The 26,663-nt window shown below is 63.0% G+C and carries 20 protein-coding genes, 1 pseudogene and 2 riboswitches; of the genes and pseudogenes, 13 read left to right on the top strand and 8 right to left on the bottom strand.

Annotation, left to right across the window (positions count from 1 at the left end):
* From H7225_RS04850 to H7225_RS04840, 3 genes are all read left to right on the top strand, one after another.
* Positions 1-2,448, top strand: a 2,448-nt coding sequence (locus H7225_RS04850) for an ATP-binding protein (RefSeq protein ID WP_290659657.1), incomplete at its 5' end; no start/stop codon positions are given.
* On the top strand, positions 2,445-2,891 hold the full coding sequence (locus tag H7225_RS04845; RefSeq protein WP_290659656.1) for a response regulator: 447 nt from the start codon (positions 2,445-2,447) through the stop codon (positions 2,889-2,891). The genes H7225_RS04850 and H7225_RS04845, both read left to right, overlap by 4 nt.
* Positions 2,888-4,963: a response regulator gene (locus H7225_RS04840; protein ID WP_290659655.1), complete on the top strand. Its 2,076-nt coding sequence runs from the start codon at positions 2,888-2,890 to the stop codon at positions 4,961-4,963. The genes H7225_RS04845 and H7225_RS04840 overlap by 4 nt, the downstream gene beginning before the upstream one ends.
* 74 nt (positions 4,964-5,037) lie before the next feature.
* On the opposite strand, the pseudogene H7225_RS04835 reads toward H7225_RS04840, so the two are convergent.
* A pseudogene (locus H7225_RS04835) lies at positions 5,038-6,041 on the bottom strand (putative solute-binding protein).
* 285 nt (positions 6,042-6,326) lie between these two features.
* Between H7225_RS04835 and H7225_RS04830 the strand changes: the two are divergent.
* Genes H7225_RS04830 through H7225_RS04820 form a run of 3 tightly spaced genes read left to right on the top strand, consistent with a single transcriptional unit; the run spans position 6,327 to position 7,999 of the window.
* On the top strand, positions 6,327-6,692 hold the full coding sequence (locus H7225_RS04830; protein ID WP_290659654.1) for a DUF1304 domain-containing protein: 366 nt from the start codon (positions 6,327-6,329) through the stop codon (positions 6,690-6,692).
* A gap of 26 nt (positions 6,693-6,718) precedes the next feature.
* The gene (locus H7225_RS04825) at positions 6,719-7,348 is read left to right on the top strand and encodes a glutathione S-transferase family protein (RefSeq protein WP_290659653.1); all 630 of its coding nucleotides are present in this window, start codon (positions 6,719-6,721) and stop codon (positions 7,346-7,348) included.
* Between the two features lie 9 nt (positions 7,349-7,357).
* On the top strand, positions 7,358-7,999 hold the full coding sequence (locus tag H7225_RS04820; RefSeq protein ID WP_290659652.1) for an FMN-binding negative transcriptional regulator: 642 nt from the start codon (positions 7,358-7,360) through the stop codon (positions 7,997-7,999).
* Between the two features lie 77 nt (positions 8,000-8,076).
* Here the strand turns inward: H7225_RS04820 and ribA are convergent, their stop codons facing one another.
* From ribA to H7225_RS04805, 3 genes are read right to left on the bottom strand one after another with little or no spacing between them, the layout of a single operon-like run.
* Positions 8,077-8,763, bottom strand: a complete 687-nt coding sequence (gene ribA, locus H7225_RS04815) for a GTP cyclohydrolase II (RefSeq protein WP_290659651.1) — start codon at positions 8,761-8,763, stop codon at positions 8,077-8,079.
* A 41-nt stretch (positions 8,764-8,804) separates the two neighbouring features.
* On the bottom strand, positions 8,805-9,458 hold the full coding sequence (locus tag H7225_RS04810) for a LuxR C-terminal-related transcriptional regulator (protein ID WP_290659650.1): 654 nt from the start codon (positions 9,456-9,458) through the stop codon (positions 8,805-8,807).
* A complete protein-coding gene (locus tag H7225_RS04805) occupies positions 9,455-11,437 on the bottom strand; it encodes a PAS domain S-box protein (RefSeq protein WP_290659649.1) in 1,983 nt (660 codons plus the stop codon). Before H7225_RS04805 ends, H7225_RS04810 begins: the two co-directional genes overlap by 4 nt.
* Before the next feature lie 128 nt (positions 11,438-11,565).
* On the opposite strand from H7225_RS04805, the gene H7225_RS04800 reads away from it, so the two are divergent.
* The 3 genes from H7225_RS04800 to H7225_RS04790 all read left to right on the top strand — a co-directional run bounded on the left by H7225_RS04800 (position 11,566) and on the right by H7225_RS04790 (position 14,570).
* Positions 11,566-12,594, top strand: coding sequence for a TRAP transporter substrate-binding protein (locus H7225_RS04800; RefSeq protein ID WP_290659648.1), 1,029 nt, complete (start codon positions 11,566-11,568; stop codon positions 12,592-12,594).
* A 78-nt stretch (positions 12,595-12,672) separates the two neighbouring features.
* Positions 12,673-13,293 (top strand): TRAP transporter small permease, encoded by a 621-nt coding sequence (locus tag H7225_RS04795; protein ID WP_290659647.1) that lies wholly within the window; start codon positions 12,673-12,675, stop codon positions 13,291-13,293.
* The gene (locus tag H7225_RS04790; RefSeq protein ID WP_290659646.1) at positions 13,290-14,570 is read left to right on the top strand and encodes a TRAP transporter large permease subunit; all 1,281 of its coding nucleotides are present in this window, start codon (positions 13,290-13,292) and stop codon (positions 14,568-14,570) included. The genes H7225_RS04795 and H7225_RS04790 overlap by 4 nt, the downstream gene beginning before the upstream one ends.
* 40 nt (positions 14,571-14,610) lie before the next feature.
* Here H7225_RS04790 and ppc read toward each other — a convergent pair whose 3' ends face one another.
* On the bottom strand, positions 14,611-17,445 hold the full coding sequence (gene ppc, locus H7225_RS04785; RefSeq protein WP_290659645.1) for a phosphoenolpyruvate carboxylase: 2,835 nt from the start codon (positions 17,443-17,445) through the stop codon (positions 14,611-14,613).
* A gap of 140 nt (positions 17,446-17,585) precedes the next feature.
* Positions 17,586-17,698: riboswitch (glycine riboswitch) on the top strand.
* Positions 17,699-17,708: 10 nt separating this feature from the next.
* A riboswitch (glycine riboswitch) is annotated at positions 17,709-17,830 on the top strand.
* An 87-nt stretch (positions 17,831-17,917) separates the two neighbouring features.
* On the opposite strand from ppc, the gene gcvT reads away from it, so the two are divergent.
* The 3 genes from gcvT to gcvP all read left to right on the top strand — a co-directional run bounded on the left by gcvT (position 17,918) and on the right by gcvP (position 22,421).
* Positions 17,918-19,033 (top strand): glycine cleavage system aminomethyltransferase GcvT, encoded by a 1,116-nt coding sequence (gene gcvT / locus H7225_RS04780; RefSeq protein ID WP_290659644.1) that lies wholly within the window; start codon positions 17,918-17,920, stop codon positions 19,031-19,033.
* 33 nt (positions 19,034-19,066) lie between these two features.
* Positions 19,067-19,441 (top strand): glycine cleavage system protein GcvH, encoded by a 375-nt coding sequence (gene gcvH, locus H7225_RS04775; protein ID WP_290659643.1) that lies wholly within the window; start codon positions 19,067-19,069, stop codon positions 19,439-19,441.
* 76 nt (positions 19,442-19,517) lie between these two features.
* A complete protein-coding gene (gene gcvP / locus H7225_RS04770) occupies positions 19,518-22,421 on the top strand; it encodes an aminomethyl-transferring glycine dehydrogenase (protein ID WP_290659642.1) in 2,904 nt (967 codons plus the stop codon).
* Positions 22,422-22,476: 55 nt separating this feature from the next.
* Here gcvP and H7225_RS04765 read toward each other — a convergent pair whose 3' ends face one another.
* The 3 genes from H7225_RS04765 to H7225_RS04755 form a co-directional block, all read right to left on the bottom strand.
* The gene (locus tag H7225_RS04765; RefSeq protein ID WP_290659641.1) at positions 22,477-23,358 is read right to left on the bottom strand and encodes an alpha/beta hydrolase; all 882 of its coding nucleotides are present in this window, start codon (positions 23,356-23,358) and stop codon (positions 22,477-22,479) included.
* A gap of 135 nt (positions 23,359-23,493) precedes the next feature.
* Positions 23,494-24,315, bottom strand: coding sequence for a fused MFS/spermidine synthase (locus H7225_RS04760; RefSeq protein WP_290659640.1), 822 nt, complete (start codon positions 24,313-24,315; stop codon positions 23,494-23,496).
* Positions 24,315-25,133, bottom strand: coding sequence for a pyruvate, water dikinase regulatory protein (locus H7225_RS04755; RefSeq protein ID WP_290659639.1), 819 nt, complete (start codon positions 25,131-25,133; stop codon positions 24,315-24,317). The genes H7225_RS04760 and H7225_RS04755 overlap by 1 nt, the downstream gene beginning before the upstream one ends.
* A gap of 204 nt (positions 25,134-25,337) precedes the next feature.
* Here H7225_RS04755 and ppsA point away from each other — a divergent pair.
* A partial coding sequence (gene ppsA / locus H7225_RS04750; RefSeq protein WP_290659638.1) for a phosphoenolpyruvate synthase occupies positions 25,338-26,663 on the top strand: 1,326 nt, incomplete at its 3' end.

Raw genomic sequence — 26,663 nt, 5'->3', positions numbered from 1 at the left:
CCTCGCATGAACATCACCTCCCTACAAACTCCCGAAAACCCAAACAGCGACACGCTCCCCTGGGGCCGCGGCCCCTACAGCATCAAGCGTTTTGGAACCAGCCTGACCAACTGCGACAGCGAGCCCGTGCAGTCGCCTGGCTGCATTCAGTCGCATGGCGCGCTAATCACCTGCAGACTGGCAGACCTGTGCGTTCTTCAGGTGAGCGAAAACTCGGCGCAGTATGTCGGCCTGGCCCCCGGCGAGCTGCTCGGCCAGCCATTGACAACATTGCTGGCACCAGGGCATTTGCAGACCCTGCAGCGCATGTTGAACGGCGAAAGCCTGGAGGCCAACCCGCTGTACGCCTTCACGGTAGCGGCAAGCAGCCCCGCCCCAGCGCTGGATGTTTGCGTGCACACCCTGGCGGGCGTGCTGTTTTTGGAGTTTGAGACCACCGGGCGTAGCGCCAGCCACGCAATCCACGCCCATGACGATTTTTTTACGCTGGTCAGGGCAGCGATTCGCCGCCTGCAAACCAGCACCAGCCTGCTGCCGTTTTGCCAGCAGGTCGCCACGGAGGTGCGCGGCATCACCGGCCTGGACCGGGTAATGGTGTATCGCTTTCACCCTGACAACCACGGCGAGGTAGTGGCCGAAAGCATGAAGGACGGCCTGGACCCGTGGCTTGGCCTGCACTACCCTGAAGCCGACATTCCCCAGCCCGCGCGTGATATTTACAAACGCATCTGGATCCGGCCGGTACCCGATGCGGCCGGCCCCCTGGTCGAGATGGTGCCGCTGGCCAACCCCGACACCGGCCAGCCCTTGAGCATGACGCACTGCGCGCTGCGCGGCGCATCGGTCATGTATACCGAATACCTCGCCAACATGGATGTTGCCGCTTCGCTGACCATGCCGATTTTGATTGAAGGCGTATTGTGGGGACTGATTGCCTGCCACCACACAACGCCGACCGTTTTTCCGCACCAGCTGCGCGCCGCCTGCGAGGTGCTGGCCCAGGTGGCCTCATTGCAGCTCAAGTCCACCGACCATATCCAGCAGCTCGCCTATCAGTTGAAGGTGGAAGCCGTTCACCAGGAGCTGCTTTCCAAAGCCGCCAAAGAAGGCGATTTGCTGGCCTTGTCCGACCGTCAGCCTTCGCTGCTCGACGCGATGGACGCCGAGGGCGCGGCGCTGTATCACATGGACCGCTGGTGGCGCGCCGGCAAAACGCCTACCGAAGAGCAGCTTGATGCCTTGGCGGAGTGGGTCAACCTCAGGCCCGAGTTCAGCTCGCACACGCGCCCGGTGTTTGAAACCGACCGCCTGCCTTCGCTTTACCCTGACGGCGCGGCCATTGCACCGGTTGCCAGCGGCATGATCGCGGTGCAGGTTTCCCAAGTGCGTGCAGACCTCATTATGTGGTTCCGGCCTGCAACCATTCAAACCGTTAAGTGGGCCGGCAACCCCAACGACAAGCCACTGGTGCCGGGCCCGCACGGCATGCGCCTGACCCCGCGCCGCTCGTTCGAACTGTTCGTAGAGTCTGTGCGGGACCGCTCACTGCCGTGGACCACCATGGAGGTTGACTCGGCTCTGCGCCTGCGCCTTTTGGTGATGGACCTGGCGGTGGCGGCCAATGGGCGCATGGCAGCCCTCAACGTGGACCTAACCAGCAGCAACGAAGAACTGGACTCGTTTGCCTACGTGGCGTCGCATGACCTGAAGGAACCCCTGCGCGGCATCCACCGCTATGCGCACCAGATGATAGAGAGCCCGCAGTCCCTGTCCAGCGACAACAGGAAACGCCTGGACGCCCTGACGCGGCTGGTGCTGCGCATGGACAGCCTGCTTGACTCGCTGATGCATTTTTCCCGCGTGGGCAGAACCAACCTGGAGTTTGTGCCGGTTGACCTCAACAAGGTCGTGGCCGACGCCCTTGAAATGGTCGGCGTGCGCGCCGCCGACCAGCTCTGCACCATTGGCTTTGCGCGGCCGCTTCTTACCGTGATGTGTGACATGGTGCGGGTGCGCGAGATATTTACCAACCTGATCAGCAACGCCCTCAAATACAACCGCAACGCCAAACCGCATATTGAGATCGGCTTCGTGCGGCCGGACGAACCAGGCCGAGTGGGCAACATGCCGCCACAGGCCCAAGCAGAGACGGTTTACTTTGTGCGCGACGACGGCATCGGCATTGAAGAACGCCATTTCGAGCAGATTTTTCGCATGTTCAAGCGGCTTCATGGGCAAGAAGAATTTGGCGGTGGCGTGGGCGCAGGCCTGACGGTGGTGAAAAAAGTGGTCACCCGGCATGGCGGCGTGGTCTGGCTCGAATCAACACTGGGACAAGGCAGCACTTTTTACTTCACGCTACCCTACCGGGCACCAACCGAATTAATCAGTCCAGCTGAGGCCAATCGCAAAGACACCTTTTCGGCCCTTACGCCCGATCCATCATGAGCCTTACCCAACCTGTCATGGTGGTCGAAGACAACGACCAGGACTTTGAAACAGCGGTCGAGGCCATGCAACGCGCGGGCGTTCAAAACCAGATCCTCCGCGCCATGTCGGGCACCGAATGCGTGAATATGCTGCGCGAAGCCTGCGCCGGCCACACGGCCCTGCCGGCTTTTGTGCTGATGGACCTCAATACCCACAGCGGAGATGGCCGCGATGCCTTGAGGGAGATGCGCAAAGACGGCTTGCTTCAGGCCATTGCGGTCGTCGTGCTGACCACATCGTCCAACCCGAAGGATGTTGATTTTTGTTATGACGTGGGGGCACGCGCTTATCACATCAAACCGGTCAACCACGCCACGCACCGGGCTATCTTGCAGACGATTTTCAGTTACTGGATGACCAGTACTTTACTGCCCAGCCAGAGAAAGCCGATCACACCATGAACGACATTTTCCGGATTTTGCTGGTGGACGACAGCCCCGACGATCTGGCGCATATGCGGCAAATGCTGCTGTGCGGCTCTAACCGCCCGTATGAGATCACCGAAGCCGTGCTGGGCAGTGCCGCCCTCCGCCTGATTGCGCAGCACCACCAAAAGCCGTGCAACACGTCGGCCGATTGCAGCTGCGACGGCGAGCCCGCCGAGCCCGCCGGGCCCGCCGTACAGGCGCAGGTTTGTGCACCGCGCTACGACCGGCCGTTTGACTGCATCCTGCTCGACTTCAATCTGCCCGACATGAACGCCCTGGAAGTGCTGGCCGAGCTATGTGACGGCTCTGAATTACCGCCCTGCCCGGTGGTGGTCATCACCGGCTGGAACGGCTCCGACAGCTCTGACGGGCACAAGCTCATTCAGGCCGGTGCGCAAGACTTCATCGGCAAAAGCTGGACCACCTCGGAAAGTCTGACCCGGGCCATTGAAAACTCGATGGAGCGATTCGAGCTTCAAACCCGGCGCCGGACGGTAGAGGCCAAACTGAGCGAGTCAGAAGAACGCTACCGAAACCTGTTTACCTCGATGTCTGACTGCCTGTGCCTGCTCGAAGTCGTTCCCGCCGCCCCTGGCCAGCCGCTGGATTTTCGCTACATCGCACTCAATCCGGCCTTCGCTGCCCAGACTTTGATACCCGGGGTGCTGGAGCAAACCATCCGCCAAACCAAGTCTGACGATGCAGCTGAGTGGCTGGACCACTATGAGCAGGTGCGCACCACCGGTATCGCTTTCAGGCAAGAGCGCCATCTGGTTACCCAAGACCGGGTGCTGGATGTCCATGCTTTTTGCATGGGCGTGCCAGGCAGCCAAAATGTTGCGGTAGCGTTCAAGGACATCACCGAGCGCATGCGCGCCGAACGCCAGCTGGCAGCGCAAGCCCGGGCACTTGAAGAGCTGGACCACCGCAAAAACGAGTTTCTCGCCATGCTCAGCCACGAGATGCGCAACCCGCTGGCGCCGCTGTCAAATGCGGTGCAGCTGTTGCAGCTCATACCGGACGAAAATCCGGTGCGGATGCAGGCACTCGCCATTATTGAGCGCCAGGCCAGACAGCTCAACCAACTGATTGACGAGTTGCTGGAAATTTCCCGCATCAGCACCGGCCACGTTCAGCTCAGGCGGGAGCAGGTGGCGCTGAGCAGCATCGTCGCCCGGGCCATAGAGACTTCGCAGCCGCTCTTTACCCAGAAAGAACACGCATTGGCAGTTACCCTGCCGAGCCAGCCGGTCTGGCTGTATGCGGATGCCATGCGACTGGAGCAGATCGTGGTCAACCTGCTCACCAATGCCGCCAAGTACACCGACCGGGGCGGCCAAATCAGCCTTGATGTCCAGCAGGAAGGTGACGTTGCGGTCCTGCGCATCACCGACAACGGCATTGGCATTGCGCCTGAGTTGTTGCCGCGTATTTTTGAACTCTTTACACAGGCCGAACGCTCGCTGGACCGTTCAGAAGGCGGTCTGGGCATCGGGCTGTGTCTGGTGCAACGTCTGGTTGAGCTGCACGGCGGCACCGTCAGCGCCAGCAGCACTTTGGGGCAAGGCAGCGACTTTGTAGTGCGCCTGCCGGCCATGCAGTCGGCGTTCCTGTCAAAGCCCATGCTGGCTGACACCCTGCAAGCCACAGTTCAGTGGGCAGAGGAAAGCGCCAACGCCCTGCGCATACTGGTAGTCGATGACAACGTCGATGCCGCCAAAAGCATGATGGCGCTGCTGCAAATGTCTGACCATGAGGTCAAACTAGCCTACGACGGCCCGTCCGCGCTGTTGGTGGCCACCGCTTGGCCACCCGACGTTATGCTACTCGACATTGGCTTGCCCGGACTCAACGGCTATGAAGTTGCCAAGCGCCTGCGCCAGGACGCCGAACTCGACCAGACCATGCTGATCGCGGTGACAGGCTACGGTCACGAGAGCGACCTCCAGAACTCCCGCTCCGCGGGATTTGACTACCACCTGACCAAGCCCACCGACTATGCGGAGCTTGAAAAATTGATCAAATTGGCCGCTAGCCGAGGGTGAGGTCAAGCCTCAAGTGCAATACCTTAAATCCCGGCGCTGCTAGCTACGAAAATAATAGCGCTCTGCGCCATAATTCAGTGCCGCACCGCGCCCGGAATACCTCGTGACAGAGGGACGGGAGCCGCCGCTAGCGCAACCATCAGGTCATGGCGGCTCCAATAGAGCTGCGGAGTGCCTTGCTTGTCGTAAAAGCCCTTGCTGGCCAACTCGACGCGCAAATCACGCTGAGACACCACAAAGGCCAGGGCGACTTCGGTGGAGTAGTCCACGACCTGACTGGCGGGCACATCGGCCTCGGCCTTGCGCACGGCCGCCACCGCCTGGTCAAATTGCGACGACCAATATTGGCGGGATTTTTCGCCAAAGCCTGCCGGAAAGCGGTTGCGGTACAACACCAGTTGCAGGGTGCTGAACGCCAGCGGAAACCCCGACACGCCACCCTTGGTGCCCACGCCCCGGTAGATTTCCAGCGGTTTGGAGGCCACGGCGGGCGCAAAATCACGTCCACGCTGCCATTGTTGAACTTGGTGACAAAGTTGCTGATGTCGGAGGACACGGGCTGGGCCCCGATCCGCTTGATCAGGTATGCCTGCACCTTGTTGTCGTCAAAAGCCGGCATGCGGGTGCCAGCAAAACCTTTCTTGAAGATCGCCCGGTCGCGCGCGAAGGTGTAGATGCCGCCCATGGGGATGATCCCGCCCACTTCAAAACGGTCTTGTACCGCGAGCTTGGCCGCTGCGGGCGACGCGAAAAGCTGGATGGCCTTGCGGACGACGTCGTAGCTGGCTTCCAGGTCGATCTTGCCGTCCTTGATGATGGTCGAGGCACCGGCATAGTCAATGGCCACGGTGACCGCGTTGTACGGCCTCGTGCGGATGGAGGTGGCCAGCAAGCCATCGCATTGGCCCACGCGAAAATCCTGGGAGGCCACGCGCTCGTCGGTGTAGGCCTTGAGCCTCACTTCCACGCCCAGCTTCTGCGCGGCCAGGGCATAGCTCTTGGCCGCGTCAAACAGCGGGCCCGCTGCACCGATCGGGTCCCACACGCACAGGCTGGGCGTGTTGCCTTCGGCGGCCATGGCCGGCGACCAGGCCACGCAAAAGGCGCTGAGCAGCGCCCCCCCCACTTGAGCTTGACCCGAGGTGTGGTCGATGAAGTATCAGCGGCTTGTTCAGTTTGAATGTTGTTCATGACGGTGAGATCCCTGTCGCATTGATTGATTGAATGACGAAGGCAATGCGCTGGCTGAAAGTTCACGGCTCATGACCACCAGCGCAAGATCGGTTCGAAAATACTCAAGCGCTGCACGGCCAGCGGCACGAAGGCCACCAGCAGCAGGCTCTCACACGAGGACACCACCAGCATGACGAACACCGCCGCCACCATCCTGACCGCCTTGGTCGCCCTGCTGCACCTGTATTTCATGGTGCTCGAGATGTACTTCTGGGACAAACCACTGGGCCGCAAGGCTTTTGACCTGAAGCCCGATTTCGCCACCGCCTCCAAAGCCTTGGCCGCCAATCAAGGCCTGTACAACGGTTTTCTGGTCGCGGGGTTGGTGTGGGGCCTGCTGCTGGGCGCCGCCGGGCACGACATCAAGGTTTTCTTTCTGGGCTGCGTGATCGTGGCCGGGGTGTTTGGCGCCGCCACGGTCAGCCGCAAGATCTTCTTCGTGCAGGCCTTGCCCGCCATCATCGCGCTGGCTTTGCTGCTCGTGCAGAATGCCTGATCCACCCTGAAGATCGGAGGTTTTCCATGAGCATCGACCAGCACGTCACCTTCTACCACTCGCCCAATTCACGCTCGGCCGGCGTGCTGGTGCTGCTGGAAGAATTGGACGCCCACTACGACACCTTCGTGCTCAGCCTGAAGGCCGGAGAGCAGCGCAAGGCCGACTACCTGGCCATCAACCCAATGGGCAAAGTGCCAGCCATCAAACATGGCGAGGCACTGGTCACCGAACAGGTCGCCATTTACCAATACCTGGCAGAGTTGTACCCCGAGGCCGGTCTGGCACCTCCGATCGGATCGCCCTTGCGGGGACCATTTCTGCGCTGGCTAGCCTTCTATGGCTCCAGTTTCGAGCCCGCCTTGGTCGACCGTTCGCAAAAGCGCGAGCCCACGCCGCCTTCCACCTGTCCGTATGGTGATTTCGACACCATGTTCAAGACGCTGACCGACCAACTGGCCAAGGGCCTCTACATCCTGGGCGATCAGTTCAGCGCTGCCGACGTGTTGTGGGCCAATGCCTTGCGCTGGACCACCATGTTCCAACTGGTGCCCCTGACGCCGGTCATCCAGGCCTACATCAACCGGGTCACCTCGCGCCCGGCCGCCGCCCGCGCCGCCGCCAAAGATCAGCAACTGATCGCCGCCCAGGCCTGAGGCTCAAACGTGTACTCACCTGCGCACTTTGAAGAATCAAGGCTGGAGGTTTTGCAGGGTTTGATTCACGCTCACCCCCTGGCCACCTTGGTCACCCTGTCCGCCGATGGCTTGACGGCCAACCACATCCCGCTGCACTGGCAAGCCGATGGTTCGGCGTTTGGCAAGCTGGTGGGGCACGTGGCGCGTGCCAACCCGGTGTCGCAAAACGCTGATCCTTTGGCCGACGTGCTGGTCATCTTTCAGGGGCCGGACACCTACATCACGCCCTCCTGGTATGCCACCAAGCCAGAGGGCGGCAAGGTGGTGCCCACATGGAACTACGCGGTGGTGCATGCCCATGGCCGGCTGCTGGTGAAGGACGACCCGCAATGGGTGCGTGCGCAACTGGAATCCATGACCGCCCAGCACGAGGCCTCGCGCGCCAAGCCCTGGGCCGTGGCCGATGCCCCGCGCGAATTCACCGACCGGTTGCTGCAAGCCATCGTGGGCATCGAGATCCCGATCACGCGCCTGCAAGGCAAATGGAAAGTCAGCCAAAACCAGCCTGCGCAGAACCGCGCCAGCGTGATCGCCGGGTTGACCGGGCAAAGCCATTCAGGTTCGGCAGCCGACATGGCCGCATTGGTGGCCGCGCATCCACCGCCCTAGCCGTCATTCACCGATCGAGAAAACATGGCCTTCAAGGCGTGATCACCCTGGGCGATGAACTGGTGGACGCCCTGCACCTACCCAAGCTTTGAGGGCGAGTCGTCGTCCTCGGTCTTGGGCGGGATGTACTCGGGCAACCAGTCCATGTGGTGGCCCAGTTTGAGGGCCTTGGTGGCCAGGTAATGGTGGTTTTCCGACTGCGACTGGCTGCGCACGGGCACCCGCTCCACCACCTTGACGCCATGCTTTTCAAGCGTGGCCACCTTGCGGGGGTTGTTGGTCATCAGGCGCACGGAATCGACCCCCAGTTGCGACAGCATCTGCGCGGCGACCTCAAAATTGCGCAAGTCGGCGGGAAAGCCCAGGCGTAAATTGGCCTCGACCGTGTCCAGCCCTTCATCTTGCAAAGCGTAGGCCTTCAGCTTGTTGATCAGGCCAATGCCGCGCCCTTCCTGGCGCAGGTAGAGCACCATGCCACTGCCCTGCTTGCCGATTTCGTCCAGCGCAAAGTGCAATTGCGGGCCGCAGTCGCAGCGCAGCGAGCCGAACACGTCGCCGGTCATGCACTCGCTGTGAACGCGCACGAGCGCCGTGCCTTGCACCTCGCCCATGATCAGGGCAACGTGCTCAAGCCCGGAAGGCTCTTCCTTGAACAGCTTCATGGTGAAAGTGCCGTGCTCGGTGGGCACACGGGCTTGGGCCACCATGGACACCTGCTGCGATACAGGGGCCTGGGGGCGACTGGAGTCTTGCGGCGAATTCATCAGCGTGTGTTTTCGGGAAATCCTCGGGAAAGTCCCGTTCCTTATCTCTGTATTTTCGCAGATGCGTCACTACCCCCGAAATTAGACAGCCAAGTGGCCAATTCTGCCGCCGTGCGCACCCCTAATTTCGAGAAAACACGCGCCCGGTGGACCTCGACCGTGCGCACCGCGATGTGCAATTCGTCAGCGATGACTTTGTTCAGTTTGCCCGCCGCCACCCGGGGCATGACCTCACGTTCGCGGTCACTCAGGCTGGCCAGGCGGGCGTGCCCCTCGGCTTGCCGGGCATCGTCCAACAGCATGGCGCGCTCGATGCTCAAAGCCTGCTCGATGCGGTCGACCAAGGTATTGTCGGCGTAGGGCTTCTCCAGGAAATCGAAGGCGCCTTTTTTCAGCGACTCGACCACCATGGGGATGTCGCCATGGCCACTGAGGAACAACAGCGGGTTGCGGATGACTTGCGCCAGCAACTCTTCATGCAGCACCAGGCCGGACATGGGCTCCATGCGCACATCGACCAAAAAAACGCCGCGGATGGGACGCGGACATGAGGCCAGGTGGGCCAGCACCGCCGGCCCGCCGTCAAAGCTGAAAACCAGCAGTCCCCGCGATCCCAGCAGAAAGGCCAGCGCATCTCGCACCACGGTGTCATCGTCCACCAGATAGACAATGCCTTGATCGGGTTTAATCATCATGCGGCCTCCTCCAGGTCTTCAGGGCTCAGGCAGGGCACGGTGAATGACAGGCTCGCCCCACCGCCAGAAGCATCCTCGGCGTCCAGCCCCCCATAGTGCAGCTCAATGATCGAGCGGCAAATGGCCAGCCCCATGCCCATGCCATCGGATTTGGTGGAATAAAAGGGCTGGCACAGTTGATCAATGGTGCGGCCACCCAGCCCTGGGCCGCTGTCGGTGACCACCACTTTGGCAAAGCGCCCGCCCGCGCCCAGCAAGGTCTGGACGTGGACCCGGCGCGGTTGACCAGCATGCGCGAGCTCATCGCAAGCGTTGCGCACCAGGTTGGCTGCCACCTGCTCGATGAGGATGGGGTCCGCCATCACCATGGGCAGGCTGGCGTCCAGCTCGGTGGTCACGGCAATGCCATGGCGCGCGATTTCGCGGCTGAGCAGCGCCACGGCCGAGGCCACCACCTGGTTGATGTCGCAAGGTTCGCGCTGGGGTTCGCGCCGGGTCAAAAATTCACGGATGCGCTTGACGATGCGCCCGGCGTGCGAGGCCTGCTCGCCCATGCGCTTCAAGGCGATCAGCAGGGCGGGGTCGCTGGCAGGTTCGCGGCTGAGGGCGTTCATCACGCCCGCGTTGTAGCTGGCGATGGCCGACAGCGGCTGGTTCAACTCGTGCGCCAGGGTCGAAGCCACCTCACCGAGCATCGTCAGGCGTGAGTGGTGGGCCATGGTGTCGGCCTGCTTGCGCTCGCGCTCTTCCAGGCGCTTGCGCTCGGTCACGTTCAGGATCGAGGCCATCCAGCCGATGTGCTGGCCCTTGGCGTCCACCAAGGGGGCTTCCAGCACCACCACCTCCAGAATGTGCCCGTCGCGGCGTTGCCAACGGGATTCATAGCCTTCGCTCGGCGCCTGGCCGGCCATGTTGCGCAGATGCCGCTGCATGGCCAGGTCAAGCTCGTTGCTTGGCCAGTAAGGCATGGGTGGCATGGCGCCGACCAGCTCTTCAGGCTGGTAGCCCAGCATGTCGGCCATGGTCTTGTTGACGTAGACCAGGCGCCCATCCAGGTCGCGCGCCCGGATGCCCACGGCCAGCGAATCTTCCATCGCCGTGCGCCAGGCCGCTTCGGTGCGCCAGGCCTCTTCCGCCCGCGACACGGATTGCATCTGGCGGCGCAGCATCCAGCTTGCGCCGCCAATCAGCAACACAAAACCGCTCATTAACACCACCGGCAAAGTCCGCCACCAAGGCTTGATGGTCTCGCGTGCCGACAGCTCCAAAAAGGCCTGGGGCAACGAAGGCCCTGCCGGCACGCGGTACCAGGCCTGGCGGGCCAGACGCGGGCCGTCGACCGTGGAGGCGATCACTTCGCCCAGCTCATCGACCAATCGGATGTCGTACTTGCGGGCCAGCCACCAGGGCACCTTCTGGCGCAACACCTCGGTCGGCAGATAACGCGCCACCAGCAAGCCAGCAGACTTGCCCCCACCGGCTTGCAAGGGGGCCGATAAATGCCCTGCCAAACCTCGGTCTTCGACACCGCTGCGCGCAGACGAATGGGCCGGTATGCTGTCATCCGGAACCTGAAGCACGATGCGTCCGTTCGCGTCCAACCAAGTGACGCTGATCCAGAAACGCCGCAGCCCATCGAGCACCAAAGCGTGTTGGGCAAATGCATCACGAGACAGGGTCTGGCCGTTGATGACATCGGCCAATGTCCTGAGCCGGCCGGCTTCGGCATCAAGCCGGCTACTGACCTGGGCTTCCAGCGACAAGGCATCGGAGATCATTTCGGCGCGCTGGCTGTCCAGGTCGGCTTGCTCCACGGAACGCAACCAAGCCATCACGCCGCCCACGAACAGCAGGGACAGCACCAAAGGCCAAGCCCACAAGTGCGGCATCACCGACACGACCGAGCCCCACACCCGCCACCGGGGCTGCGGTGGCACGGCCAGCGTGGGACGGGGTGGCGCGGTGATGGGCGGGCTCATGCACCTGAGTCTATGCCGCCGCCTTGTGAGGAGGCCGAGCCGCAATGCACAAATGTGGAACTCCACAATTTCCCATGCAGGCGCAGGGAGAAACAATCCAGCTGACCGAATACCCTGAGGAGACCAACATGAACCCATCCTTCGCCGGAAAAATTCTGCGCCGCCACCTGCTGGCTGCCGCCGCCGCCATCGCCTTGGTGCCCAGCGCCTTTGCGCAAGCCCCGATCGTGATCAAGTTCAGCCACGTGGTGGCCATGGACACACCCAAGGGCAAGGCCGCCGCCTATTTCGCCAAGCGGGCGGAGGAGCTGACCAAGGGCCGCGTCAAGGTCGAGGTTTACCCCAACAGCCAGCTCTACAAAGACAAGGAAGAGCTGGAGGCCCTGCAACTGGGCTCAGTGCAAATGCTGGCGCCCTCGCTGTCCAAGTTTGCACCGCTGGGCGTGAAAGAGTTTGAGGTCTTTGACCTGCCCTTCATCTTTGACGACTATGCCGACCTGCACCGCGTGACCGACGGCCCCGTGGGCAAAGGCCTGCTGGCCAAGCTTGAAACACGAGGCATCACCGGCCTGGCTTACTGGGACAACGGCTTCAAAGTGTTTTCGGCCAACAAGCCTTTGAAAGCGGTCGCAGACTACAAGGGCATGAAGATGCGCATCCAGTCCTCCAAGGTGCTGGATGCCGAAATGCGCGCCCTGGGCGCCTTGCCCCAGGTGCTGGCTTTCTCCGAGACCTACCAGGCTTTGCAGACCGGCGTGGTGGATGGCACCGAGAACCCGCCTTCCAACCTGTACACACAAAAGATGTATGAGGTGCAAAAGAACCTCAGCGTGACCAATCATGGTTACCTGGGCTATGCCGTTGTGGTCAACAAGAAGTTCTGGGACGGCCTGCCCGCCGACATCCGGGGCCAGTTGACCCAAGCCATCGCCGATGCCACCAAGGTGGCCAATGACCACGCCTTTGCCGACAACCAAGAGGCTTTGATCAAGGTCAAGGCCATGGGCAAGACCGAGATCTACATCCCGACCCCGGCCGAGCGCCTGGCTTTGAAGAAGGCTTTGGTGCCCGTGCACCAACAGATGACCTCGCGCATTGGCGAAGAAACGCTGCGGGCCATCTACAAGGAAACCGGCTTCGATCCCAGCAAGCTCTGACCTTTGGCCAACACCCCTTGAGCCCACCACCCGCGTGGGCTTTTTAATGACCCGATTTGATCCGCCTGGGAGAACGCCATGAAATGGCTTGATCACCTTGAGGAATGGCTGATAGCGACCTTCATGGCCGCCGCCACCCTCATTATTTTTGCGTCGGTGGTACACCGCTACATCATCGGCTTCCACGTTCCGATCGTTCAGGACTGGCTGCTGAGCATCAACATGTCCTGGACCCAAGAGGCTTGCATTTACCTGTTCGTGTGGATGGCGAAATTTGGCGCGGCCTATGGCGTGCGCACCGGCATACACGTCGGGGTAGACGTGCTCATCAATCGCCTGCCCGATCAGAAGCGCAAGTACTTTGTGATGTTCAGCCTGCTGGCCGGTGCCTTGTTCACCGGCGTGGTGGGCACACTGGGCGCTACTTTTGTGTGGGACAACGGCCTGCACCACGCGGCCTACCAGGCCCTGGGGTTGAACATGGAGGGCTTGATCGAAGGCCCGACCACACCCGACCTGGAGTGGCCCACGTGGATCATCTACATGGCCATCCCGCTGGGATCGTCATTGATGAGCTTTCGCTTTTTGCAAGTGGCCTGGACGTTTCAACACACGGGCGAGTTGCCACACCATGACCACGGCCATGTCGATGGCCTGGACGAGGTGACACCCGCCCCCGTACAAGGAGCCACACCATGAATGGCCTGATCATTTTGGGCCTGCTGATCGCTTTGATGCTGACCGGCATGCCGATCTCCATCGCGCTAGGCTTGACGGTCCTCAGCTTCATTTTCGGCTTCACGCAAGTGCCCCTGGAGTCGGTTGCCCTCAAGCTGTTCACCGGCATTGAAAAGTTCGAGATCATGGCGATCCCGTTCTTCATCCTGGCCGGCAACTTCCTGACGCACGGGGGCGTGGCCAAACGCATGATCAACTTCGCCACGTCCATGGTCGGCCATTGGCATGGCGGCCTGGGATTGGCCGGCGTGCTGGCTTGCGCTCTGTTCGCGGCGGTGTCGGGTTCATCGCCCGCCACGGTCGTGGCCATTGGCTCGATCTTGCTGCCGGCCATGGCCAAGGCAGGGTTCCCGGCCCGATTCGGCGCCGGGATCATCACCACGTCTGGCGCGCTGGGCATCCTCATCCCGCCGTCCATCGTGATGGTGATGTACTCGGTGTCCACCAACACCTCGGTGGGCGCCTTGTTCCTGGCCGGCGTTGTGCCGGGCATCCTTTTGGCCTTCTTCCTTGGGCTGACGGCCTGGTGGCGGGCCCGTAAGTTCAACTACCCGCGCCAGCCCAAGGCCACCTTGGCGCAGCGGCTCAACGCCTTGCGTGAATCCTTCTGGGGACTGCTGCTGATCGTGGTGGTGATGGGCGGCATCTACACCGGCCTCTTCACACCGACCGAAGCCGCCGCCATGGCCGCCGTCTATGCCTTCATCATCGCCGTGTTCGTTTACAAGGACATGCGGCTGAAAGACGTGCCGCGCGTGCTGCTGGCCTCGGCCAACATGAGCGCGATGCTGCTGTACATCATCACCAACGCGGTCCTGTTCTCGTTCGTGCTGGCCAATGAAAACATTCCGCAGCACCTGGCCGATTGGCTGATCGGCATGGGCTTGGGCCCGATCGCCTTCCTGGCGGTGGTCAACATCCTGCTGCTGTTGGCCGGTAACTTCATGGAGCCTTCCTCGATCGTGCTGATCATGGCGCCCATCCTGTTCCCGGTGGCCATGAAGCTGGGCATCGACCCGGTGCACTTCGGCATCCTGATCATTGTGAACATGGAGGTGGGCATGTGCCATCCGCCGGTGGGCCTGAACCTGTACGTTGCCTCGGGCATCACCAAGATGGGCATCACCGAGCTGACCATCGCGGTGTGGCCATGGCTGCTGACGATGCTGGGCTTCCTGGTGCTGGTCACCTACTGGCCGCCACTGTCGCTGTGGCTGCCCAACCTGCTGATGAAGTGACCGAGGCCCGGGCTGCGAAGGCCCGGGCTTCATCCCCAAGTCAGCCGGTGTTGCGCAAGCCGGCGGCCACCCCGTTGATCGACAGGTGGATGCCGCGCTGAACGCGCTCGGCCACCGTCTCGCCCTCCACCTCTGAGGCGCGCGTGTCTTGCGCCTTGCGGTGGCGGCGCATCAGCTCCACCTGCAAGTGGTTGAGCGGGTCCACATACGGAAAGCGGTAGGCCAGAAAATCCGCCAGGTCGGGCTGGGCCGCCAGGCGGGCCTTGGTGCCCGTGATCAGGTTGAGCGCCTGGTTGGTCAGGTCCCACTCGGCCCTGATCACGGCCATGATCTTCTTGCCCAGGCGCTTGTCCTCCACCAGGGCCACGTAGCGTTCGGCAATCGCCAGGTCGCTCTTGGCCAGCACCATGTCCATGTTGGACAGCAAGGTGCCAAAAAATGGCCACTGCTTGTGCATGCGCTGCAGCAAGGCCAGTTGCGTCTTGCGATCAGTGCCCGGTGCGCTCAAGAAAGCTTCGATGGCCGAGCCCATGCCGAACCAGCCCGGCAAGGCCACGCGGCACTGACCCCATGAGAACCCCCAAGGGATGGCGCGCAAGTCTTCGATGCGGCGGGTGGATTTGCGCGAGGCAGGGCGCGAGCCAATGTTGAGTTCGGCAATCTCGCGGATCGGCGTGGCCGCGAAAAAGTATTCGGTGAAGCCGGGCGTCTCGTAAACCAGCTTGCGGTAGGCCGCCATGCTGGCCTGCGAAATCGCATCGGCCGCCTGCAAGAAGGTGCTGGGCACGGGCCGGCTGGGCTGGATCAAACTGGCCTCCAACATGGCCGACACCAGCGTCTCCAGGTTGCGCCGACCGATTTCGGGGTGGGCGTATTTGGACGCGATCACCTCGCCCTGTTCGGTCAGGCGAATCTGGCCGTTGACCGTGCCGGGCGGTTGCGCCAGGATGGCCTGGTGGGTGGGGCCACCACCCCGGCCCACCGTGCCGCCACGGCCATGGAACAAGCGCAGGCCGATGCCATGGCTGGCGCGCAAGTCGTTAAACAAGGCCACCAGCGAGATCTCGGCGCGGTACAGCTCCCAGTTGCTGGTGAAGAAGCCGCCATCCTTGTTGCTGTCGCTGTAGCCCAGCATGATGTCCTGCTCACCGCCCGATCGCTTGACCAGGTCGGCGATGCCGGGCACGGCGTAGAAGCCACGCATGATGTCGGTAGCGTGGCGCAGGTCGGCGATGGTTTCGAACAGTGGCACCACGATCAACTCGGCCTGTGAATCGGCGTCGTCCAGGGTGCCGCGCATCAGGCCGCATTCCTTTTGCAGCAGCAGCACTTCCAGCAGGTCGCTCACGGTTTCGGTGTGCGAGATGATGTAGTGGATCAAGGCCTGAGGGCCATAGCGCCGGCGGGCCGTCGCGGCGGCCTCAAAGATGGCCAACTCGCCTTTGGCCAAGTCGCTGTAGACCGCGCCCTGCACGCGCAGCGGCCGGGCTTCGCAAAGCAACTTTCGCATCAGGGCCTGCTTGGCAACTTCGTCAAGCTTGGCGTAGTGGGGCTCGACCTTGGCGGTGGCCAGCAGTTCGGCGATGACCAACTCGTGCTGGTCCGAGCTTTGGCGCAAATCCAATGTTGCCAGGTGGAAGCCAAACACCTGCACAGCCCGGATCAAGGGCTTGACGCGCAGGTCGGCCAGCACGGCAGCGTGGTGCTGGCGCAATGACCCATCCACTGTGCGCAGGTCGGCCAGAAACTCGTCCGCGCTGAGGTAAGCATCTTGTGGCGCCACGGCGTGCCGCAAAGCCTTCGTGCCCGTCAAGTCCTCCAGCGTGGCCGCCAAGCGGGCGTAGACACCCGTCAGGGCCCGGCGGTAAGGCTCGTCCGAGCGGTGCGGGTTGAGGTCGGGTGAGCGGTCAGCCAGCACGGCCATGTCGGCCGAAATGCCCACCAGGCGCCCCGACATCGACAGCTCGGCCCCCAACTGGTGCACCTCGACCAGGTAGTGGCGCAAAGCCACCTCGGCCTGGCGCGACATCGCCAGCTGCAAAGTCTGCGCGGTCACGTTCGGGTTGCCGTCGCGATCGCCGCCAATCCACTGGCCCATGCGCAGGAAGGACGCCACCTCGCGGCCCGGCAAGGCACGCTCAAGCTGCGCGTACAGGCGCGGGATCTCGCGTAAAAACGTGCTCTGGTAATAGCTCAGCGCGTTCTCGATCTCGTCGGCCACCGTCAGCTTGGTGAAGCGCAGCATGCGCGTCTGCCAAAGCTGGGTGACGCGGGCGCGCAGGGCTGGCTCGATCTCCTGGCGCTCTTCATCGTCGGCCTTGTCCAGGCGGGCGATCAGTTCAGCCACCGCGCGCTCGGCATCCAGGATGGACTTGCGTTGCACCTCGGTCGGGTGGGCAGTGAGCACAGGCGACAGGTAGGCGCGCTTGAGCAAGGCAGCGATGTCGTCGGTGCGCACGCCCTGGTCGGCCAGGCGCTGAAAACAAGCCGCCAGCGAACCCTCCGTGGCCGCCTTGACGGAGTTTTCGCGCTGGCGCACCTGGTGGCGGTCTTCCGCCATGTTGGCCAAGTGCGAAAAGTAGCTGAAAGCCCGGATGACCGACACGCTCTGGTCCGCCGACAAATTCTTGAGCAGGCGGTCCAGGTCCTTGCCGGCCGCGTCGTCCCTGCGCGCCCGGTAAGCCACGGCCAGTTGGCGGATGCGCTCGATCAGTTCGTAGGCCTCGCGCCCATCCTGCTCGCGGATCACGTCGCCCAGGATTCGACCCAGGAGGCGAATGTCGCGCAGCAAGGGTGCGTTGCGGTTGGCGGGGCCGTTTTTGGTGGGATTGGGGGCCGGAGTGGCGCTTTTGCGCGTGGGTGCCTTGGTGACCATGCCGTGTGGGGATTTGAGTAGGTGTGGTTGAAGGGCTGCCTCAGGTTTTAGCACCAACACACAAACATCGTGCCAAGTCCCCAAAGTGCGTTCAGCCCAGTGTTTCAAGAAGGCCACGGCGCCCACTTCCTCGCATACAATTTGCGCTGCTAGGAGAGAACCCGCGTGCGTTTCAATGCACGCATGTCGGGTCGCCGAAGGCGCAGGGTGGCTTGCCATCAGAACGCTCAGGCAAAAGGACTGGCAAACACCTTGTTCGCAGGGTGATCCTCACTGGAGAGAGGCTGGCCTTTGAGCCAGTCCACCGAAGGGGCAAGCCCGCACCGCCATGGTCATGCCGTGGCGATGGGTCAATCTCTCAGGTAAAGCGGACAGCGAGGGCAGCACCGGGATGACGTTTTGCTTTCAAAGGCAAGGCGCACCCTGGAACCATGTCATTGCCCTCTTCCTGGCCTGGCGGTCAGGCACGCTCATGTCTGCAGACCTGCTCAAAACGCCCCTCCACGCCCTGCACGTCGAACTCGGCGCCAAGATGGTGCCCTTCGGCGGCTACGACATGCCGGTGCAGTACCCCACCGGCCTCATGACCGAGCACAAGCACACGCGCGCCGCCGCTGGCTTGTTTGACGTCTCGCACATGGGCCAATTGCTGCTCAAGGGCGCGAATGCCGACAAGGCGCTCGAATCCCTGGTGCCGGTGGACATCGTCGACCTGCCCGTGTTCAAGCAGCGCTACGCCCTGTTCACCAACGACACCGGCGGCATCCTGGACGACCTGATGATCACCCGCCGCGCTGATGACATCTTCGTGATCGTGAACGCCGCCTGCAAGGTGCAAGACATCGCCCACCTGCAACAGCACATCGGCCAGCTTTGCACCGTGCAGCCGCTGCCCGACCAGGCCCTGCTGGCGCTGCAAGGCCCACAGGCGGTGATCGCCCTGACGCGCCTGAATGCCGACGTGCAAAAACTCACCTTCATGACCGGCGGCCACTTTGTGCTGAACGGTGCCGACTGCTTCGTCACGCGCTCCGGCTACACCGGCGAAGACGGCTTCGAGATCTCGGTGCCCGCCGCCCAGGCCGAAGCCCTGGCCCGCGCGCTGCTCGCCCAACCCGAGGTCAAGCCCATCGGCCTGGGCGCCCGCGATTCGCTGCGCCTGGAAGCCGGCCTGTGCCTGTACGGCCACGACATCAACACCGACACCTCCCCCGTCGAAGGCGCCCTGACCTGGGCCATCCAGAAGGTGCGCCGCGCCGGTGGGGCCCGCGCGGGCGGCTACCCCGGTGCCCGCGTGATCGACGAACAACTGGCGCAAGGCGTGCAGCGCAAGCGCGTCGGCCTGATCGGCAGCGAGCGCGTGCCCGTGCGTGAAGGCGCGCAAGTCATCGCTGAAGACGGCACCCCACTGGGCATCGTCACCAGCGGCTCGCCCGGCCCCAGCATCAACCAGCCCATCGCCTTGGCCTACGTGTCATCCACCCACGCCGCCGTCGGCACGCCGGTGTTCGCCCTGGTGCGCGACAAGCGCGTGCCCATGACCGTGACCACCCTGCCCTTTGTGCCCAACGGTTACTACCGCGGCTAAATTCATCCCCTTTTTTTGATCAAGGATCCAACCATGACCATCAAGTACACCCCCGACCACGAATGGCTGCAAATCGAAGCTGACGGCACCGCCATCGTCGGCATCACCGTTCACGCGCAAGACGCCCTGGGCGACGTGGTCTACGTGGACCTGCCCGCCGTCGGCACCAGCTTCAAGCCTCAAGAGGTGGCCGGCGTGGTCGAGTCCGTCAAGGCCGCCGCCGACGTCTACATGCCCGTGACCGGCGAGATCACCGAAGTCAACGAAGCCCTGCGCGACGACCCATCGCTGGCCAACACCGACCCGCTGGGCGCTGGCTGGTTCTTCAAGGTCAAGTTGTCCAACCCGTCCGAGCTGGACGCCCTGATGGACAAAACCGCCTACGACGACCTCGTCAAAACCGCCTGATCCTCGCCTTGTCCCGCCGCGTTGACTTGACGCGTGCAGACGCTCCGCCGTACCCCTGACTTGCCCAAGCCCGACCATGCTGACCCACACCCCCACCCTCGCTGAACTGGAAAACGCCCGTGAGTTCCAAGCCCGACACCTGGGGCCCCGGGATGCTGAGCAGGCGCACATGCTCAGTGTGGTGGGCGTGGCCTCGCGCCAAGCGCTGATCGACGGCATCGTGCCCGCGTCGATCAAGCGCCCTGCGCCCATGGAACTGCCGGCCGCCTTGAGCGAGGCCCAAGCCTTGGCCGACCTCAAGCGCATCGCCAGCCAGAACCGCCTGATGCGCAACTTCATTGGCCAGGGCTATTACGGCACGCTGACGCCAGGCGTCATCCTGCGCAACGTCCTTGAGAACCCCGCCTGGTACACGGCCTACACGCCCTACCAGGCCGAAATCTCGCAGGGCCGCATGGAAGCGCTGGTCAACTTCCAGACCATGGTGACCGACCTCACTGGCATGGCCATCGCCAATTCGTCGATGCTGGACGAAGCCACTTCGGCCGCCGAAGCCATGACGCTGGCCGCGCGCGCAGGCAAGTCCAAGAGCACCCGCTTCGTGGTCTGCCACGACGTGTTGCCGCAAACGCTGGAAGTGATCCAGACCCGCGCCAAGCCTTTGGACATCACGGTCGAGGTGGTGCACGCTGCCCAGCTGGCCGAGCACCTGCAAAGCAACGACTGCTTCGCCGCTCTGATGCAATACCCCGGCGTGAACGGCCAAGTGCGCGACCTCAAGCCCCTGATCGACGCCCTGCACGCCAAGGGCGCACTGGCCATCGTCGCCGCCGACCTGCTGGCCCTGACTTTGCTGGTATCACCGGGCGAATTGGGCGCCGACATTGCGGTCGGCAACACGCAGCGCTTCGGCATGCCCATGGGCAACGGCGGCCCGCACGCCGCCTACATGGCCACGCGTGACGACTACAAGCGCTCGATGCCCGGCCGCTTGGTCGGTGTCAGCGTGGACACGCACGGCAACACCGCCTACCGCCTGGCCCTGCAAACGCGCGAACAGCACATCCGCCGTGAAAAAGCCACCTCCAACATCTGCACGGCGCAGGTGCTGCCGGCGGTCGTGGCCAGCATGTACGCCGTCTACCATGGCCCCGAAGGCCTCAAGCGCATCGCCTTGCGCGTGGCCAGCTACGCCGCCATCCTGGCCGAAGGCCTCAAGGCGCTGGGTCGCACTGTGGTTCACACCACCTACTTCGACACGATCCAGGTGCTGACCGAAACCGACCGCGACACCGTGGTCGCTGCCGCGCAAAAGGCCGGCATCAACGTGCGCATCGCCAGCCAGGACAGCCTGACCATCTCGCTGGACGAGACCGCCACCCGCGACGACATCATCGACCTGTGGACCGTGTTCGCGGGCAACAAAGCGCTGCCCTCCTTTGCCGCCTTTGAATCGGGCGTGGCATTGACCATCCCCACTGCGCTGCGCCGCGAAAGCAGCTTCATGACGCACCCGGTCTTCAACACGCACCACTCCGAGACCGAGATGCTGCGCTACCTGCGCGGCCTGGCTGACAAGGACCTGGCGCTGGACCGCACCATGATCCCGCTGGGCTCGTGCACCATGAAGCTGAATGCCACCAGCGAGATGATCCCCATCACCTGGCCCGAGTTCGCCAACATCCACCCCTTCGCCCCGCAAGACCAATTGCAAGGCTATGCCCTGCTGGACGAGCAACTGCGCGCCTGGTTGTGCCAGGCCACCGGCTACGCGGGCATCAGCCTGCAACCCAACGCCGGCTCGCAAGGCGAATACGCCGGCCTGCTGGTCATCAAGGCCTACCACGACGGGCGTGGCGAGGGCCACCGCGACATCTGCCTGATCCCTGAATCAGCCCACGGCACCAACCCCGCCAGCGCCCAGATGGTCGGCATGAAAGTGGTCGTCACCAAGTGCGATGCCGACGGCAACGTTGACCTGGACGACCTGCGCGCCAAGTGCGAACAACACAGCGTCAACCTCGCCGCCGTGATGATCACCTACCCCTCCACCTACGGCGTGTTCGAGACCCGCGTGAAAGAGCTGTGCGCCCTGGTGCACCAGCATGGCGGGCGCGTCTACGTGGATGGCGCCAACATGAACGCCCTGGTTGGCCTGGCCGCGCCCGGCGAGTTCGGCGGCGACGTGAGCCACCTCAACCTGCACAAGACCTTCTGCATCCCCCACGGTGGTGGCGGCCCCGGCGTCGGCCCCGTCTGTGTGGTCGAAGACCTGGTGCCCTACCTGCCCGCGCACCGCTCCGCTGGCATCGGCACCGCGCAACAAGTCGGTGCCGTATCTGCCGCGCCCTTGGGCAACGCCGCCGTGCTGCCCATCAGCTGGATGTACGTGCGCATGATGGGCCCCGATGGCCTGAAGGACGCCACCGAGATCGCCATCCTCAACGCCAATTACGTGGCCGCCCGACTGGCCGACCACTACGACATCCACTTCAGCGGCGGCAACGCGGCCATCAAGGGCGGCGGCGTGGCCCACGAGTGCATCCTCGACCTGCGCCCCTTGAAGGACACCAGCGGCGTCAGCGCCGAGGACGTGGCCAAGCGACTGATCGACTACGGCTTCCACGCACCCACGCTGAGCTTCCCGGTGGCCGGCACCTTGATGGTCGAGCCCACCGAAAGTGAATCGCAGTTCGAACTGGACCGCTTCTGCGACGCCATGATCGCCATCCGCGAAGAGATCCGCCTGGTCGAGCAAGGCCAATGGCCGCAGGACGACAACCCTTTGAAGAACGCGCCCCACACGGCCGCCTCACTGCTCAAGGGTGAGTGGACACATGGCTACACCCGCGAGCAGGCCGCCTACCCGGTCGCCACCCTGCGCCAGCAGAAGTACTGGGTGCCCGTGGGCCGCGTGGACAACGTCTACGGCGACCGCAACCTGTTCTGCTCCTGTGTGCCGGTCAGCGACTACGCCTGAGTCATCAGGCACCATGCGACAGGTCGCGTGACAACTCGGGGCTGCTGCCAGTGTTTCAGTACTGACCGCGCGTGTCGAAGGCCGACATGTCCGCGGTCTTGCTCTTCAAGAACGGGGTGTAGCGGGTGTCGCCGTCCACGAAGCGCTTGAGCCAGGCGACCGAATACTTGGCCAGCGCGGTTCTGCACTTCTCGGCGCTGATCTGGATGCCGCACAGGTGGTCGGCCCCCAACAATTCGATCTTGGCGCTGGGCAGCGCGGCGTTGAAGCTGGCGTAGAACGGGTTCGAGTGCTCGCTGTTGGTGGCGATGAAATCTTTCTCGTCCGAGATGATCAAGGTCGGCACCTGGATGGTCGACCAGTCCTTGGTCGTGTGCCAGGGCGCCAGCGCCACCGCCGCCTTCAGCGAGGGGTTGTCGCGGGCCGAAGCCAAGGTGCCGCCACCGCCCATCGAATGGCCCATCACTGCCTGCCGGCTGGTGTCGACCACACCGTGGTATGGCGTGGTCATGGTCTGGCTCAGCGACACCACTTGCTGCAGCGCCTTGCTCATCTGCGTGCCCCGGGCATCAGGCTGGTCGAAGGTGCTGTTGAAGTTGACCGTCACCACGACAAAGCCATGCGAGGCCACGCGCTCGGCCAGCCACTTGTAATAGCCCTGCACCGCCAGGAAGCCCGGGGCCAGCACCACGACACCAAACTGGCCTTCGGTGCGAACATTGGGGTAGAAGACCGTGCCCGCGCCATAGCCGCTGGGCGCGGCCACCGCAGCATTGCTGACTGCATACGGACCCGCCGCCGCCTCCAGCGATGCCACCGTGGGATTGGGCCCATGCACCTGCGCCTGCACCATGCCAGCCATGAGCAACAGCATGGTTGCGCCCAGCAACCGAACCTTGAAGGCGACTCGTCGCGCGGTAGAAGTGGGGTTCAACATGGCTGGTCCTCTTTGGTGTGGATTCAATCCAGACACTTTATGAAGACCATGCAACGCGCTGCGCCCCGCACATACCCTGCCCACCCCCGGAACAGGGTGAGCACAACTCCCTGGATGGGCTGCAATCTTGTCTTGTCAGCGCCCGCGCTTCTTGGCCTTGGGCGCCTTGGCCACCTTTTTGACACCCTGCCAGGGTTCGAGTTCGTATTCGATCGACGCCGTGGAAAATCGCAGCGTCTCCTTGTGTTCCACCGACAGTGCCGCCCAGCGCCGACCAAAGCTGCCCGCGCACTCGCGAAAAACCTCTTCCGTGCTCGCGACCACGATGCGATTGCCACCGCACTCAATGTCCAGCGCCATCACCGGCTCGCCAAAAACCTGCCAGATTCGCCCGACCAGCCGAGTGCATTCTGGCTCGATGTCCTGCAGGTTGACCACCAAAATGCCGGACTCGGCCAAGGCTTTGCGGCAGCTCTTGTAGAAATCGATGGACACCAGTGTCTCGGGCTGACCTTCATAGTTGAAGCCATCGATCATGATCAGGTCATGAGATCCCTTCGGCGCCTTCGCGATGAAGTCGGCGCCATCCCCGCACACCACTCGGAAGCGATCGCTCTCAGGTGGCACCTTGAAGGCATCGCGCACCTCGATCACGTGCGGATTGATCTCGACCACGGTGATGTCGGCGTGCGGCAAGTGCGCGTGGCAGTACTTGGCCAGCGAACCGCCGCCCAGCCCGACCATCAGGATCGACCGGGGCTCCGGGTTCAGCATCAGAAACGCCATCATGGCCCGCGTGTACTGCAGGTCCAGCGCGATCGGGTCCTCCAGGCGCATGCGGCTCTGGATCAACTTCAGATCGAACTGCATCGACATCGAGTCGTCGTCCGTGCTGATGAAAGGCTTCAAGGCATTGGTCTCGGTGAAGGGGTGAGATTCTTCGAATTCAGGCATCATCAATAGATCAAACGGTCAGGGCGCAGGTCGCGCAGGATGGTGGTGGCGATCTCTTCGATCGATTTGTGGGTGGACGACAGCCAGGCAATGCCTTCGCGACGCATCATGGCCTCGGCCTGATTGACTTCCTGGCGGCAGTTTTCCAGGCTGGCGTACTTGCTGCCAGGCCGGCGCTCATTGCGGATCTGGGACAGGCGCACCGGGTCGATGGTCAGGCCAAAGCATTTCTTCTTGTGGGTTTTGAGCATGCTTGGCAAAAAGCCCCGCTCAAAATCCTCGGGGATCAAAGGCACATTGGCCGCCTTGATCCCATGCTGCATCGCCAAATACAAGGAGGTTGGCGTCTTGCCACTGCGGCTGACGCCCACCAGCACCACGTCCGAGATCTCCAGGTTGCGCCCAGACTGGCCGTCGTCATGCTCCAGCGTGAAATTGATGGCGTCGATGCGGTCGTTGTACTCGCGGTCCTGGCTGGGGTCGCTGAAGCGGCCGACGCGGTGATTGGACTTCAGGCCGAACTCTTCCTCCAGCGGCTCCACGAAGGTCTTGATCATGTCAAAAACCTTGCCATTGCAGGCCTTGAGGATGTTCAACACATCGTCGTTGGCCAGGGTCGTGAACACCACCGGCCGCTTGCCCTCGCGTTCGCCCGCGGCGTTGATTTCGCGCACTACCTGGAATGCCTTGTCCACGGTGTCGATGAAAGGTCGGCGCACATGCCGCGGCTTGACCGCGAACTGCGCCAGGATGGAATTGCCCAGGGTTTCGGCGGTGATGCCGGTGCCATCGGACACGAAAAAAACACTGCGATCAGACATGGTGCGGCCCCGCCTCCACCGGAATGCGTTCAGACACCCCGGTTCGAGGCCCAGGGGAAAGAGCTTGAACAAGCCAGGATCATAGGCTGCCCCCTACAATCCGATCAACTTCGTGCGCAGATCGGTTGGGCGGCCCCATAAACACAATTCCAGGGCCCCGGATGGAACTGGCACAGACCCATTTTTTAATCTTGGAGCTTGTCTATGTCTACCCTCTTTGAGCCGACCGCGCTGGTCGTGCCCTTTGAAAACCTGCGAATGACCGATGTCGAGTCGGTTGGCGGCAAAAACGCCAGCCTGGGCGAGATGATTTCCCAACTGCCCGATGGCGTTCTCGTGCCCACCGGCTTCGCCACGACAGCCCACGCCTTCCGCGAGTTCCTCCAGCACGACGGCCTGACCGACCGCATCAGCAAGCGCCTGGCCGCGCTGGACACCGAAGACGTCCGGGCCCTGGCCGAAGCCGGCGCCGAGATCCGTGGGTGGGTCGAGGCCCAACCCTTCCCCGCCGACCTGGACCAAGCCATCCGCGCCGCTTTCATCACGCTGGCCGGAGACAACCTGCAGGCCTCCTTCGCCGTGCGTTCCTCGGCCACCGCCGAAGATCTGCCCGACGCTTCCTTTGCGGGCCAGCAGGAAACCTTCCTGAACGTGGTCGGTATCGACGACGTGCTGCACAAGATGCGCGAGGTCTTCGCTTCGCTGTACAACGACCGCGCCATCAGCTACCGCGTGCACAAGGGCTTTGCCCATGCCGACGTGGCGCTGTCGGCCGGCGTACAGCGGATGGTCCGCAGCGACCTCGGCGCGGCCGGCGTGATGTTCACCATGGACACCGAGTCCGGCTTCGACCAGGTGGTGTTCATCACCTCAAGCTACGGGCTGGGCGAGACGGTGGTGCAGGGCGCCGTGAACCCCGACGAGTTCTACGTCCACAAGCCGATGCTCAAGTCCGGCAAGCGGGCCGTGATCCGGAGAAATTTGGGATCGAAGCTGATCCAGATGGTGTTCACGACGCCGCAAGAGAAGCAGGCCGACGGCAAGCTGGTGAAGACGGTTGATGTGGCGCTGGAGCAGCGCAACCGCTACAGCCTGACCGACCCCGAGGTCGAGCAACTTGCGCGATACGCGCTGGTGATCGAGGAGCACTACCAGCGTCCGATGGACATCGAATGGGGCAAGGACGGCAGCGACGGCCAGATCTACATCCTGCAGGCCCGGCCGGAGACAGTGAAGAGCCAGCAGAAGGGCAAGGCCGAGCTGCGCTACAAGCTCAAGGGCAAGGGCGCCGTTCTGGCCGAGGGCCGCGCCATCGGCCAGAAGATCGGCACCGGGCCGGTGCGGCTGGTGCACAGCCTGAGCGAGATGGACAAGGTGCAGTCCGGCGACATCCTGGTCACCGACATGACCGACCCCAACTGGGAGCCGGTGATGAAGCGCGCCAGCGCCATCGTCACCAACCGAGGCGGGCGCACGTGCCACGCCGCCATCATCGCGCGTGAGCTCGGCATCCCGGCCGTGGTCGGTTGT

Source organism: Aquabacterium sp., assembly GCF_014378415.1.
Classification (GTDB): Bacteria; Pseudomonadota; Gammaproteobacteria; order Burkholderiales; family Burkholderiaceae_C; genus Aquabacterium.
The sequence above is the reverse complement of the archived record's forward strand: the minus strand, read 5'-3'. Positions and strand labels throughout refer to the sequence as shown.